This is a genomic window from Clostridium transplantifaecale (assembly GCF_900626075.1).
GTDB classification, from domain to species: Bacteria; Bacillota; Clostridia; order Lachnospirales; family Lachnospiraceae; genus Otoolea; species Otoolea transplantifaecalis.
This window is the reverse complement of record NZ_UYZY01000005.1, coordinates 65027-79353: the sequence shown is the minus strand read 5'-3', so window position 1 is coordinate 79353 and position 14327 is coordinate 65027. Positions and strand designations below refer to the sequence as shown.

Sequence of the window (14327 nt, the reverse complement as noted above, 5' to 3'; positions counted from 1 at the left end):
ATTCCTGTTGTTTCTGATTCTGCCGGACTATACAAAAGTCTCTGCTTCTGCTCTTCGTGTATAGTTCTGCTCCAGCATTGCCACATGGGAAAGGAATGCCGGGTCGTCGAAATATTTGGCGCCTGTAGGACATTTCTTAACGCAGGCCTGGCATTTGATACAGATTCCCGGTACTTCCTTCGGGTCCTCTTTGCTGATGGAACCCACGGGACAGGCATCGACACAGATTCCGCAGCCGTCACATGCCTCTGGTTTTGTCTTCGGTTTGGCTTTCAGGAATACAGCCGGTTTTCCGTCTGTTCCAAGCGGTGTGTAGTACGGTCCAACCGGATCGTCACCGCGGACAGCGATTGGCTCCGGGACAGACTCCATCTTCTCTACTTTGTCCGCCACCTGCTCCGCAAACCGGGATATAATCTCCTGATCCTTCTCATCAGGACGGCCTGGGGCGATTTTATCTGAAAATACATGACTTACGGCAAATCCTGCTCCGGCAACCGTATGGAAACCGTTATTCTCAAGTTCGTTGCGCAGCTCGATCAGTCCGTTGTCAAAATTTCTGTTTCCAAAGGTAACGACAGGAACGGCCAGCGCCCCCTCACCCTTAAAGTTATTCTGTACGATTGGAAGCATCTTGTTCGGAACTCTTCCTGCATAGACCGGTGTTCCGAACACGACAAGGTCTGTCGGTGAATAGGTCTGCTCCTCCGTTCTGCTGCCCGGTAATGTAAAGTCGTACGTTTCCATGGGAACTCCAAGTTTTCCGGCAATTTTTTCCGCAATGGCAGTTACCACACCCTCCGTATTTCCTGTGGCGCTGTAAAATACCGCTTTAACACATGAAATTTTCATTGGTTTATTTCCTCCCTGATTTTTCTCATTCACAGCTATGTAACGATAACCTGTATACAGGCTTCCGTCATCCATTAAATCTTTCCTGTAACTATTCAATTCTTTCACAGTTGCGCTTATCTTCTATTATATCAGTTATGCAGAGTTTGTTCAAACACTTATTGAGATGCCGTTTCCCACCTTTCAATCCCCTGTCTGTTCCGCCCTAAAGAACGGACAGGACGCAGCCGGATAACATAAGCTGGCCTAATATAGACAAAAAACGAGCCTCCCGGACTATTATCCTGAAGGCTCGTTTGATTCTGTTTATTTAGCAGGTTCTTCCGCCGGCTCTTCCTAATCACCTGCTGATTCTGCCCGGCCGTCTGCAGGTTCTGCCTGATCGTCTATTTGTGCTGCATGAACGACCAGCCTGTGGCTATAGCCTTTTCCCGTGCAGGTTACAAGCATCAGTGTGTGGTCCGACTCTTCCGGATCCACCCCAGTCTGATAGAGGGAGCGTGCGGCAGCGGCGTTTACAAATGCTTTCCTGTCATCTTCTCCGGTGAACAGAGTCGGAAAATTCTCACCGCTTGCAGACTCTTCATAACAGGAGTAAATCTCAAATCTTACGCGGCCGTCGGGAAAATATAAATCCACATAGGGCCGGCTGTTGCGGTAGGACTGGGATTTAAACTGTCTGAGTCCGCCAAACATGGAACCATTGCGCATATTGTGTCCAAACAGAATTGTATTGCCGTCCGACAGGTCCGTTTTGTTTCTGAAGTCCATAAAGACCGCCCCTGAACTGCTTTTACCTCCATAAATACCATGGGTGATATAAAATTCATTATCTCCTGTCTTTGCTACGGGATAGCTGATTCCGGTGCCCGGAATATCCAGCCAGGCAATGATATCGGGATTTTTCTTTTTCAGGCTCTGAAAATCAATAGCCAGCACTCTGTTCAAATCGATTGGAGCGTTTTCCCTGCCATCCTCCTGAGCCGTTCCCGAATCAAAAACTCCCCCGGCGCTTTCCGCCGCGCCGGGGAGTATCTTAACTGCATCTTCTGCTATTTCACTGTATTCCTTCTCCGCTTTCCGGTAATCATACATCAACTTTACCAGAAATCCCGATGAGAGAAGAAATACGGCTAAAACAGCGGCAAAAAATAGTTTATAAATTTTTCTCTTCATCCAGTCCTGTTTTATTCTTCTTTCCTGCGAAGCTTCATTCCCAGATAAAGGAGAATGATACCGCTTCCCATTATCGTAATGATGATTGGGATAATCGGAGCATCGTCACCTGTCTTCGGAAGAACGGCCAGCGGCACTTCCGAATCCTCGATCACTGTCATATCAGACAGCGGCACTTCGCTATCCGGAATATTGACCGTAGTATGGTGATCCCGATCTTTTCCGCCTCCGCCCGATCCGTTCGGTGAGCTTTCATCCACTTCTGTGGCCATAAACTTCCAGTCTATCCTGGAGAGAACTCCTGCGATTCTTTCACTCGCTCCGTCACCCAGCTTCAGATTCGGATCCAGCTGCAGTTCCACCTCTATGGTTCCTGTCTTGCCCCCCGCATAACGCCCCAGAGGAACGACGCGCTGAAGATTATTGTCAGTCTCAGAGCCGCTTACCAGGGAAGCCCCTGTCGCTTTGCCGTCATAAAGAAGGGTTCCGTCGCAGGTTACCTTCATCGTGATAAGATTCAGAATTTCATCTTTGACTTCATCCTGGACTCTCGGCATAACCTGCATATACAGATCGTACTTCCTGGAAGATGCATTTTCAATGTTAAGCTTATCCTTATAGATTCCTCCCGGAACCATATCGGTAAAGCTCATAAACCAGTTGCCTTCCTCGGTACCCGATTCCGTACGGTACGGAGTGTAAACCAGTTTTCCGCCGGAGGACTCAAACTTCAGAGTTTTAACCGTATTGGAAGTAAATACTCCGCTCTCCGCCACTTGATCCGCCAGGAAGGCCAGTGTATCGCCGTCCTTGCCAAAGATCTCCTCAACGGCTGCCTTTGTAGCCTGAACCGTAGTCCCCTTGATGTCCATCGTATATTTGGCTGAATCATAGCCAAACTGGGCGCTGACACTGTCCACGGTAACTTTCTTTCTGCTTCCGTCCTCCATCTTGACATGGTATGTCTTTTTGCCGGAGATGGTGCGTGACAGCTTCTCGTTGAGTGTCACACTGTTTAAAAACACAGGGGATTCCTTGCCCGGTTCAATAATTCCCAGGTAATAAAGGATGTAGCCGCTATTGCTGTCCGGCACCTCATTTATCAGAATCCATTTTCCCCTGGCCTCATCCACCGTATTTACCGTGGTGAGGCCAAGACTCAGCGAATCGTCGGCAGTCTTTCCGGAGGCCAGAAGCACTACCGTATCCTTGTTGAACTCAGGTATGGCTGCATACTCCATTCCCGCCCCCGAGTCAAATGTCAGAGGAAAAGCTTCTCCTTTCAAAGGCTTCACCGGTGTTTCAACAATTTCTCCCTGCTCATCCACTTCCGTAGCATAGATATTCTCTTTGCGGATCCACTGCTGGGTGATAACCACCTTTGCCATGACCGGCACGGTTCCTTTATTACTGATCCAGACTTTTTTCTCCTGCTCCACTCCCGGCTGCCAGCCGTCAGGGGGGGTAAAAGCCTCATCGAGGGAAGTATTATATTGTCCAGGCATGAATTCATTACCGGTCCAAAGCTCCTGGGTCCAGGCCGCCCAGGTACCGCCAATGAGCATTAGGGATGCCAGGGCTGCCAACCCTAATAGTTTGTGTCTGCCTTTCCTCATATCACTCTATCTCCTGTCTGTTACTGTGAATACTGTTTAATGCTTCTTGATGTTATGGCTGTGCGTTTATCTCTTCAGGAATCAGGTCGTCATCAGGAATCAGGTCGTCATTATGCAGAGTTAAGAACGCATCGGTCTGAGCTTCGCTGATCTTTCTGACTTTATCATTATAGGACACCATTTTGCCTTTAAGGACAGATGTGATAGCGCTTCTTGTGGCCTGAATTGTTGTCGCATTAACTGTCATAGTATATCTTGCGCTGTCATAACCATATTTGCTCTTCTCTGTTGTAATTGTCGTAACCTTTTCGCCATTCTTATCTACGTTTACAACTGTTGTTTTTCCTGTAATGCTTGTGGTAACATTCTGATTCAGTTCTACAGCAGTAACCAGTTCCGGAGTTTCGGACTTTTTATCGATGATTCCGTTATAAATGAACTGCAGATCGGAGTAGCCAACCGGACGGATGCTCTTATCTTTGTCATATTCTCTGTTGTTGGTTGTATCATTGTTTCTTGCCGCTACAAGAACCCATTTATCCTTTGCTTCGTCGAGAGCAGTAACCGCTGTTAAGCCTAAATTCTCTGCAACTGCATCCTCAACACCAATCTCGCTGTCAACAAGAACTACAACATTTTCTCCCCACTTCACATCGGAAGCGTACTGATCGTTTCCTTCATCATCCCTGAACATCAGGCTGAAGTATCCGTCTTTAGCCGGTGCAATCGGGTCTAACTGTCCAGGGCTGGCAGGATCTATTACATCTTCTACTCTCCTCCAAACCTGGTCGATGGATGCAATTGCCGCTAATTTCACATCACCGCTGTTGGTAATCTTAACTCTCTTTTCCACTTCAACGCCTGGTACCCACTCGCCTGGTACAGGAGGTGTAAATTCCTCGGTGATATCCGTATCGAATTTACCTGTCTCGAATTCATTGACTGCTGATAAATCCTGGCTCCAGTATGCCCATGATCCGCCGATTACTGTTACAGCAGCAAGAGCTGCAATTCCTAATAACGCTTTTTTATTCTTTTTCATTTTATGTATACTCCTTTTCCTTCTTTAAATATTATTTTATTTTTCTGTTTATTCCCTGCAAAGACCTTTTACGTAATCAAGTAAACCTGCAAACTCTTCAGGAAGCATATCGCTTCCGTCCTCAGAATTCACTAATACCGAATCGATAGCAGCCATTGTTGCCTGAACGGTTTTAGCCTTGACATTCAATTTATAATGTACACTGTCATAGCCGTATTCACTTGAGGTGGCAGTAAATGTGTACCGGTTTTCTCCATTCTCGTCTACATCGGCCACCAATTTTGTATTAGTTACCGTGGATTCCAGTTTGGGATTCATCGTTACACTCTCCAGAAGAGGGACGGTGGTTTGGCCGCCTTTAATCAGACCGGCATAGAGAAAGTAGTAGACCGGGCCGGTTACTTCGGGGGCGTCATCCGTCGTAATTTCTTTCCTCAGACATACCCATTTGTCTTTGTAATATGATTCATAGTCCTCTTCTGTTGTCAAGGAATCATCGAACATAACTACATTGACATTATTAGCTCCAAAATTCTTAATAGCGACTTCTTCCGGCTGCATAGGCTCACCGACTGAATTCTTCGGCGTGAATATGGTCGAAAGCCTGTCATCTTGATGACTTCCCGGCTTATCCAACGCAACTTCCCGCTCTCCCATGGTTCCGTCTGTCTTCGTGTAGTATTCGGTTATTGTGATATCCTCTCTGCGCACACAAGACTCCGTGAGTTTTGCCACTGCAGCCACATCAACATTGCCGCTGTTCTTAATTTGAACTTTTTTATCAACTGTTACTCCCGGCTGCCAGTCGGAAGGCGGAATGAATTCCTCCGTGATATCCGTATCATACTTGCCGGTCTGGAATTCATTAGCAGCGTACAGGTCCTGGCTAAAATAGGCGAAGGTTCCTCCTATTGCCGTCACTGCGAGGAGTGAAACCAGAGCCAATATGCTTTTTTTATCAGGTTTGTTTCTCCTCATCGCTATTTTCCTTTCTTTTCTTCTTCTCCTTTTCAGGAGAAATGCCGTCAAGAAGGATATTTATCACGATAACAGCCGCCATGATTCCGATCACCATAAAGTTCTTACTATAACCAACAAAGAAACCTGCCATCGGAATACTGAATTTCAGTACCTTTCCAATTACGTTCTCGTATGGCACGGGAGCCGGATCCTCCGTCAGGTTGGCGTCTCCTTTGGTGGTAAATGTGCCCGACAGCTCACTTTTCTGAGCCACCCGGTGCGTTACCATGGAGTTCTCCCCCGCCCGGAAGGTAATGGCGTCTCCTACGTTTATGTCGGCAAAATCGGCCTGCTTGTAATAAATGACGCTTCCTACATGGTACGTCGGCTCCATACTTCCGCTGAGCACCACTACCGGCCGGTAGCCGGCTACCATGGGCGATGCAATCAGCAGATAACAGATGATGCATGCGTACACTGCCCATGATAGAATGGTAAATATCCCTTTAATTATTTTCATTGTGTTTACCCTGTCCCGGTATTATTCGAGCCCTGCTAATCCTGTAATTGCCTCCGGAGCCGTCTTCCATTCGGAAGCAACTGCATCTTTTGTTGCCTGAATAAACTGTGTGTGAATGGTCAGATCATACTCTGCGTTTGCATAACCCTGTGCTTCTGTAATGTTCTGTTCGGATTTTCTGAAGAAATAACCGTTGTTCTCCTTAGCTTCTTTTGCTGCTTCTTTTTCTGCTTTTTTGATTGCTTCTTCATCAGTACCGCTTATTATTGTCCAGTCTTGACTTGTCTTTTTCAAGTAGGAATCCACATCAAATTTGATATTGACTGTTCCGTCTTCGTTTAATGCTTTTACACCATTCCCATCTTCTGCATTTCCTGCATCCGATGCAGATAAAGTATAGTAACCTCTGATCTTTTCGTACTTACCAAAGTCGGTATTGGAGGCCAGTCTGACAGAAGTCATCAGAGCGTCCGTGGTCTTACCTGCTTCGATAATTCCGTTCCAGTACCAGTATCCGTCTCCGCCATCCATCCAGTCAGTGGTGTCTACTGTTAATGCTTTATGTACGACTGTATCGTCTCCATCGTTTGCATTTAATGTCGTTGGTACAATACCGTCTGTGATATCCTTCTGGTGAGCTGTGTAAAACCCGCCCGCCTCGGTTACATTATTAAAAGCTTTTAAAGTCTTATTATCATTGCCAACACTGGAAATTGTTTTGAAAGGCTCCGCATCTCCTCTGCTCCATTCTTCGTCCATCCTGATACGTACCAGTACCGGATAATCACCAGTGTTTTTTGCGCCTACCATCTTCTCTACCTCTGCGCCTGGTTTCCAGTCCTCGCCGTCTGCCGGGTTGAAATGCTCCACTACCTCTGCCGCATAAGATTTTGTGGCAAATGGGTTAGTAATTGCTGCTGTCTGGTTGAAATATGCTAATGTTCCGCCTACTGCTGCTAAAGCGAAAAGTCCTGCAAAAGCGCCTGATTTTTTATTTAACTTCATTTTTTATTCCTCCTGGATTGTTATATATTCTTTATATATGTGTTTACAATTGTACCGTCTATGTTTATTCTGCTGGATTTGCTCTTAATTCCCAGTTGCAGTCTGCCGGTGCGGTGAAAGGTTTTCCCATTCCAAAAGTCGCATCTACAGCTTCTTTTGTCGCCTGAACTACTTCGGCAGTAATTGTCAGAGTGTATTCAGCATCGGAATAACCTTTGTTTATTGTATCGCCATCAGCACCGGTCTTAACTGCTACGTCGGCTTTGATCTTGGCAATTACTTTGCCTTCCGCCGTTATCATTTTTTCCAGTGCTTCTTCGGTTACTTGTTCCTTTGTATCCTCATCTACCGGGAACTTCACCCATGCGTCTTCGCCTTCAAGCTGATAGTATTTTGTCTTTACAAATTCACCCATATCGGCATCATTTGCAAGTTTAACAGCATCCAGGAATTTTTCTGTTGTATTGCCTGTTCCATCTTCTCCAGCAGCAGGAACATTTGATACATAATAATACCAACCATCGTCCGCCAACTTCCAATCATCCGTATTTAACGTCTTATGTACCACTGTCTTATCAGGATCCGTAAGACCATCTTTTGCATCTTCTTCTTGGCCGCCTCCCTGAAGAACTGTTACAATAGTATTACCTTTGTCATCCGCTGCGGTAATTGTTTTAAATGCATCGTTATCACGCATCCACTTCTCATCCATCTTCACACGCACAACCACCGGAACGTCACCTGTATTAGTTACTACAACATCCTTGTTCACTTCCACGCCTGGCTGCCAGTCTTTACCTTCGCTGGGCTTGAAATCCTCCACCAGAGTGGAACCAAATTTCGCCGTATCAAAGTTATTCTCCACTTCCATGGTCTGGTTGAAGTACGCAAGGGATCCTCCGATTGTCAGTACTGCTGCTACTCCTGCTAATGCCGCTATATTCCTCTTTTTCATGTTCATTTCCTCCTGAATTTTTTGGTTTATTTTTATTTTTTTATTTAAATATATTTTTAAATATATTCTTCTAATTCATCTGTGGTAAATACCGCAGTCTCTGTTTTTCTGCTATTGCAGAAGATTACTCCAGTCCAGGGAACTTACCTGTTGAGCACTTCCCACATTCAGTTCATCCTGCCACACCGCTACGGATAATTTGTCAGCCGGTACCGCCTCGGCATCAAAATTCAGCTCGTAGACCAGACCGCTGTAATTGATACCGTGTGCATCGTTTGATATCTGATTAGACAGTTTCAGCTCCGACAGTATTACAGGTGTTTTTGCGTGTGCGCCGTCTGCTTTTGTCAGGATATGCTTATAGTAATAATAGCTTCCTATTTCTACCCAATCGTTTTTCCATGAGTCGGTCCATGATTTGGTTACGGCATCAACGTTCGGCGCATCAGGATTGTTCTCATCACTAACCGTCTTTCCTTCGCCGTCTTTCCACCGCTCCTTTACCTGCACCCGAACTATCAAGTCAACATCTCCGGTATTTTTGAAATAGGGCTGTTTCTGAACCGTCTCTCCCGGAAGGAACGTACTGTCCGGGTTGAAATTCTCCGCCAATATCACTCCGCTTGGGCCTTCCGTGGAAAATGGGTTTTTGATTGTAATCATGTTGGTGTAGCTTGCCATACTCGTGCCGACCGCTGCCAGACAAAGGAAACCGGCCAGGAGTGCAACTATCTTTTTGTGTGATTTTTTCATGCCTGACTGCCTCCTTTCCAAGTAAGCGTTGTATCATATTTCTTGTTCTGCCAGTCATCACCAGCCGTCGGTTCTACCTCCATGCTGAAGACTTCCTTCACAGCGTCCTGGCTTACCTGAAGCTGGTCGCTTGCCTGCACTGCCTCGACCTGGAAATGGAGACGGTATTCCGCGTCTGCATAACGAATGTCCGTATAATTCTGCGGAAAAGTGACCGATTCAAGAATATCGGGGGTTGCGTCTCCAGGTTTTAAAACCTTCTTGTAGTAATACCAGCCATCGGTTCCTCTTTGCCATTCAGATCCGCTACTCCATCCCGACGTCCAGTTTTTTGTTGCAACGTCCTCTGCCGGAATTCCGCTTTGGTTTGGGAGAGTCGTCTCAGTATCATTTTGGTTGACAATCCAGCTCTCGGCGTAAGCAACGCGGATGAAAACATCAGCATTTCCGGTATTCCTAAATGAAACTTCTTTTTGTTTTTCTCCCCACCATACATTCCCTATTTCTTCTTCCACAGCAACATCAACCGTCGGCGTCCTTACTTCGTTCGTCATGGCCATGCTGTGCCTGATGACTGCTCCGGTTCCGAAGATTCCCAGAGCAATCACTGCCATGAGGGCGACGCCGATTAACTTTATATGATTTTTCAGCATTTTACTCAAGCGTCTCTCCCTCCTCTGTCATCGTGTTATCTTCATCATCTCCCGCCAGACCTGCTTTAGGCTGGTTCTCTGCCACCGCTTTAGCACCTTCCCGGCTGTCTTTAAACGGTACGTTACGGTCACCGGTTGTGTAGTTGGTAACGGCGTCATCACTGTGGAAATAGTTTTTGTGAGTCAAGGTGTTATCAATCTCAACAAGAAGGTCATCCCCAGGTTTTACTGTTACTGTTCCATTAGAACTGGAAGACGAACCGCCAGTTTTTACGTCTGTTATCACAATTCCCGACTGTTTTACATATTCCATCGGAACCGATTCTGTTATTACAAATGTGGCCGTCCCATTTACATAGATGTAAGGGCTTTCTTCTTTATCTTTTAAAACCACTGACGTATATGTATTTCCATCTTCATCCTTTACATGAATAATAAATTCTTTATCTGCATCGGATGCAACCTTGTTCCCTTCGACTACCTTTCGTATCTGAAGTCTGCCCTGTGATACCTGGAGAACCGGTTTTTTATATTCCATCTCATTTTGCTTATCTCCAAAGGTGTACCTTAAGGTTGCTTCAGAGTTTGAATAAAAACCAGCTTTACCGGAACTTGTATAATCAGCCTCATCTGTATCGGGTACATCAGTTCCTGAATCTCCTTCATGAAGATACCCTTTTGAATACTCGGCATAAGCCTTAGCCGTTGGTTTCACAGGAAAACTAATACTGTGGGTAACGTCTTTCTCCAATACGTACTGGGGATTGAAGGTAACTGTAATCGTGTTGGGGTTCTCTTCCGGTGAAAAAGTAATGCTATCAATTACGTTGCTATACTCTGTTGTTCCCCTGGTTAATGTTTTCCCGCCTACAGAAACTCTAACTGCATCTGCTGCCGGGTTGACAAATTCTGCGTATTCGCTGAGCTTGTCGGTGATTACGGCATTTTTAACATTTTTTACAGTAGTTGACGTTGATATAATGCTGTCTGTTATTTTTTCAAAAACCGTGTTTACTTCCTCAACACTTAATGCCTGCTGATAAGTTGCTACAGTTGCTCCTTTCGCTTCTGCAACTGTCTTTATTTTTTCTAAATACTGTTTAGCACATTTGGAAGTATTATCAGTAGCCCTTAAATCTATGCCACAAGCTATAATATGGACAATGGTTCCTGATGGAAAGTCAAGTGGATTTGATTCCAAGTCAGCTATTTCTTGCGTCGTTGACCGTTCTATGCCATCACTGCCCCAATTTATACCTACATACTGCGGTGCTCCATCTGTCAGAAATATAATATGCTTTTTTGTTCCTTCCTTCTCCTGATTAGCCGGAGAACCAGTTTTTAATATTCCAATTCCTTTTCTTAGCGCAGGGTTTGGTCTTGTATAAATGGCTGTATCTGTAATTTTTAAATTATTATTATATGTGCCTTTAGTCTGCAACCATGTACCATCACTTGGAATAATATTGAGATCCTCGTCGCTTCCTGTACTACCCGCAAACTGCACTCCCTTATAAGAGATGTCATACTCCTGCGAATGTAACTCATTCATCATTTTCTCAACTGCACCATTTACAACCTTTAATCTGGTTGAACTGCTTCCGCTTACTGCAAGATCCATACTCGTTGTCCGATCCAACACAAATACTATATCAGCCGGTGAAACATTCGTCGTTTCTTCTGTTATCGTACCCACATCCGAGGTCACATCCAGTGTCAGCTCAAAAGTTCCATCCGTTTTATCCTCGATATACTTTCTGTGTTCCGGTTTTGCATTAATATCTACCTGGACAACCGGCTTCGGATAAGTAAACGTCATGTCTGCGGTTGCACCATATATTAATAATGCATTATCATTCGAATAAAAACCGGCCTGGCCGCTGCTTGTTCTAGTGTTATAATCTGTATCAGCATCCCCTCTATCTGGATATTGGTAACCATCACTTACATACTTATCTTTCGCCGTCTTACTGACTTCGACTTCAAAAACTAGCTCATAAACATTGCCTTTTGTTAATTCTTTGCTTTTTCCAAAAAACAGTGTAATTTCTCTTGTGCTTTCATTGTAACCAAGTGATTGATAACCTCTGCCTTTCTGCAACTGCGTTTTGCTCCCAGAAGTATTTGTCTCATAAACTTTTGCCGTCTGTTCCCAGTTTGCAGGCAACTCGACATTTTCGCTTAACTTATCGATGATTCTTGCGTTTTTAAGCTTCATGTTTTCTTTGATTACTTCAAAATTTTCAGTTAATGATTTTCCATTATCAACAAGAATCCTCGATTTGCCATCATCGCTGGAGTTTTCTTTTCCTGTAACAATTGGCTCAAAATATTGAATTTTAGCTTCACCAAAACCGACTCCGTAAATAATGGGTTGACTTTTTTTCATTACTGATGCAAAAAATTCTTTTCCTGCATTTAGTGATTCTTTAGAAGTATTACCACTTTGATTCCATCCTGTTCCACCAATTCCCCAACCCTGATCACTGCTGGGAAGATCATTATATTTAACTGTGTCAGTATTGTCCTTCTGATGTTGGTTATAGAATGTAGGTAATCCGTCACTTAGGAAAATCACCATAGGAGTTCTGGATGAATTTCCCCTATTATTTAAATAAACCTCAGTTTTTCTTAAAGCATCCTCATAGTTCGTTCCACCTCGTGATTTACCATATGACGATTCACTCGGCCGGCTTAAACCGTTGATTTTAGATTTTATATTTCCTTCATCTGAATTCCAGTCCAGTACCGGTTCTGCAAGTGAATCATATTTGACCACGGCAAATCTGCTTCCCGGAGCCTGACTCAGTACATAACCAACAAAACCTTTTGTTTTATCCACATCATTGTTATTATTCTCTGTGAGTATGTTTTTCAATGTTTTATTGTATCCCTTATCATACATACTCCCAGAATTATCTATAACAAGTACAATATCAAATGCCGGGCTGTAACCTGCTACATCCAGATGCAGGTCATACTTACCATCTCCCTTATACTCAATCTGCTTATGATAAGTCTTTGTCCCTGTACTAAACGCTCTCGGCGATGTCTCCGCCGCTACCATCCTTATTTGTTCATCCACCGTTTTCGACCGAGAGAACATTTTGAGCGCGCCCTTAGTTTTTGGAGTCTCTTTCCGGGTCTGTACCACTACCGCAGGAAGGAGATTCATATTGAGATGAATGATACCGTCCTCTTCATCGTAGACTGCACTGGAATCATCATAGCCGTAGTCATCCTCTTCATCTTCTTCGTCATCTTCCTCATCATCCTCAGACCATTCCTCAAAGCTGATATCGTCATCTTCCTCTTCCCCTGTTGCATCCGGGTTGGGTCCCATGACTCTGGGAACATTGTAGCTGGAGATAGAAACTGTCTTTTCTCCTGAGGAATCACTGCTGCCGGAACCTGCGCTGCCGCTGTCAGAATCACTTCCCGATTTATCGGCAGACCCTTTATCGCTTCCTGATTCTGTCTTGCCGGCGCTGTCTTTATCATGAGCTGCACCCTGGTTCTTATCGGAACTCTGGCTTTTGTCTGAATCGGCCTTTTTATCGGAATCTGCATTTTTGTCGGTATCCGCTGCCTTATCTGAATCGGTATCTTTACCGGCATCAGTATTGGTATCTTTGCCGCTGTCTGTTCCTTTATCCGTATCGGTGTTCTTATCGGCATCAGCATCTTTGACACTGTCTTCCCCATTACCGCTGTCTGTATCTTTATTGCCGTCTGTGTCTCTATTGCTGTCTGTATCTTTATTGCTGTCCGCGTCTTTGCCGCTGTCTGTATCTTTACCATCAGCATCCGTATTCTTGTCGGAATCTGATTCTTTACCGGTGTCCGCGTCCCCAGCGGTATCTGCTTTATCCCCTGAGTCCGATGTGTTCCCTGACTCTGAACCGCCGCTTACCGACGAACCGTCTGAAACTCCTGAGCCTGAGCCGCCGGCTCCGCCGGGCTCTTTACCGTCCTCCGGCTCTCCTGTTATCTCATCGGCCTTTGTACCTGATTCTTCGGTTTCTTCCGTTACTTCCGTTGCTGCCGTCTCTTCCTCTTTTTCTTCTAAGAAATAATCTGCTGCCGGTACAACTACTTCTGAGGTTTCGATGTCCTCCAGATTCAGATGGAAAGTTACTTCCTCATCACTTCCATTCATATAGAGGAAGATGATTCTCTCATCACCGTTTAGCTTGTAGCCTCCTATGCTGTCGGTTTCGGAATCTGTAGCTACGTCGCCGTCGTCTGCACTGCTCTCCGCCACGGAAGGTGATGCAGCAGACTCTCCGTTTCTGTATTCCATATAACGGCTCTTTTCCAGACGCACGATTATGTAACCGTAGGAGGATTTTCCCTCACCGCCCAGTCTTCCATCCTCGCCGTTATCCTTGAAAAGGGTAAAACTGGAATATCCGTCAAACAGTTCTTTATACTGTTCATAGTTTACACTGTTATCATCCTCTGAATCTCCGCTTAATTTCTTCGTCATACTGCCAAAATCAAACTTCCATCCTTTGGTGACTGCTCTCTCAGCCTCTTCCAGAAGTTCCTCTCCCGTGAGAGAGTCTTCCGGCATCCATATATCTGCTTCGGAAGCAGTAGCGCTTGACGGGCTGGCCGCCAGACTTCCGTCCCCGCCGATGGACTCTGATGCAAACACCGCAAGATTGATGTTTGTTATGCAAAGGCATGTAATCAGCATCCATGACAGCCTTCTGCGCCAAATACCGTGCGCCGCTCTTCTTTTTTTAATTCTGAGTGCTAATTTATCTGCAGAACTCATTGCTTTTCCACC

The 14327-nt window shown here is 45.1% G+C and carries 11 protein-coding genes; all 11 read right to left on the bottom strand.

Annotated features, from left to right (window positions below; translation table 11 throughout):
- Positions 1-27 precede the first annotated feature (27 nt).
- Positions 28-852, bottom strand: coding sequence for an EFR1 family ferrodoxin (locus EJL91_RS17660; RefSeq protein ID WP_125143306.1), 825 nt, complete (start codon positions 850-852; stop codon positions 28-30).
- Positions 853-1188: 336 nt separating this feature from the next.
- On the bottom strand, positions 1189-2028 hold the full coding sequence (gene srtB, locus EJL91_RS17655; protein ID WP_125143305.1) for a class B sortase: 840 nt from the start codon (positions 2026-2028) through the stop codon (positions 1189-1191).
- An 11-nt stretch (positions 2029-2039) separates the two neighbouring features.
- The gene (locus tag EJL91_RS17650) at positions 2040-3644 is read right to left on the bottom strand and encodes a BsaA family SipW-dependent biofilm matrix protein (protein ID WP_125143304.1); all 1605 of its coding nucleotides are present in this window, start codon (positions 3642-3644) and stop codon (positions 2040-2042) included.
- Between the two features lie 52 nt (positions 3645-3696).
- Entirely contained in the window at positions 3697-4686 is a 990-nt protein-coding gene (locus EJL91_RS17645) for a BsaA family SipW-dependent biofilm matrix protein (protein WP_125143303.1), read from the bottom strand.
- A gap of 48 nt (positions 4687-4734) precedes the next feature.
- A complete protein-coding gene (locus tag EJL91_RS17640; RefSeq protein WP_125143302.1) occupies positions 4735-5664 on the bottom strand; it encodes a BsaA family SipW-dependent biofilm matrix protein in 930 nt (309 codons plus the stop codon).
- Positions 5645-6166, bottom strand: coding sequence for a signal peptidase I (locus tag EJL91_RS17635; protein WP_125143301.1), 522 nt, complete (start codon positions 6164-6166; stop codon positions 5645-5647). The genes EJL91_RS17640 and EJL91_RS17635 overlap by 20 nt, the downstream gene beginning before the upstream one ends.
- A gap of 21 nt (positions 6167-6187) precedes the next feature.
- On the bottom strand, positions 6188-7171 hold the full coding sequence (locus EJL91_RS17630; protein WP_125143300.1) for a BsaA family SipW-dependent biofilm matrix protein: 984 nt from the start codon (positions 7169-7171) through the stop codon (positions 6188-6190).
- Between the two features lie 64 nt (positions 7172-7235).
- Entirely contained in the window at positions 7236-8126 is an 891-nt protein-coding gene (locus EJL91_RS17625) for a BsaA family SipW-dependent biofilm matrix protein (RefSeq protein WP_164516877.1), read from the bottom strand.
- A 111-nt stretch (positions 8127-8237) separates the two neighbouring features.
- On the bottom strand, positions 8238-8879 hold the full coding sequence (locus tag EJL91_RS17620; RefSeq protein WP_125143298.1) for a BsaA family SipW-dependent biofilm matrix protein: 642 nt from the start codon (positions 8877-8879) through the stop codon (positions 8238-8240).
- Positions 8876-9541, bottom strand: a complete 666-nt coding sequence (locus EJL91_RS17615; RefSeq protein ID WP_125143297.1) for a hypothetical protein — start codon at positions 9539-9541, stop codon at positions 8876-8878. Before EJL91_RS17615 ends, EJL91_RS17620 begins: the two co-directional genes overlap by 4 nt.
- Positions 9534-14315 carry a vWA domain-containing protein gene (locus tag EJL91_RS17610; RefSeq protein ID WP_125143296.1) on the bottom strand — a complete coding sequence of 1594 codons (4782 nt, stop codon included), beginning with the start codon at positions 14313-14315 and terminating at the stop codon, positions 9534-9536. The genes EJL91_RS17615 and EJL91_RS17610 overlap by 8 nt, the downstream gene beginning before the upstream one ends.
- Positions 14316-14327: the final 12 nt, after the last annotated feature.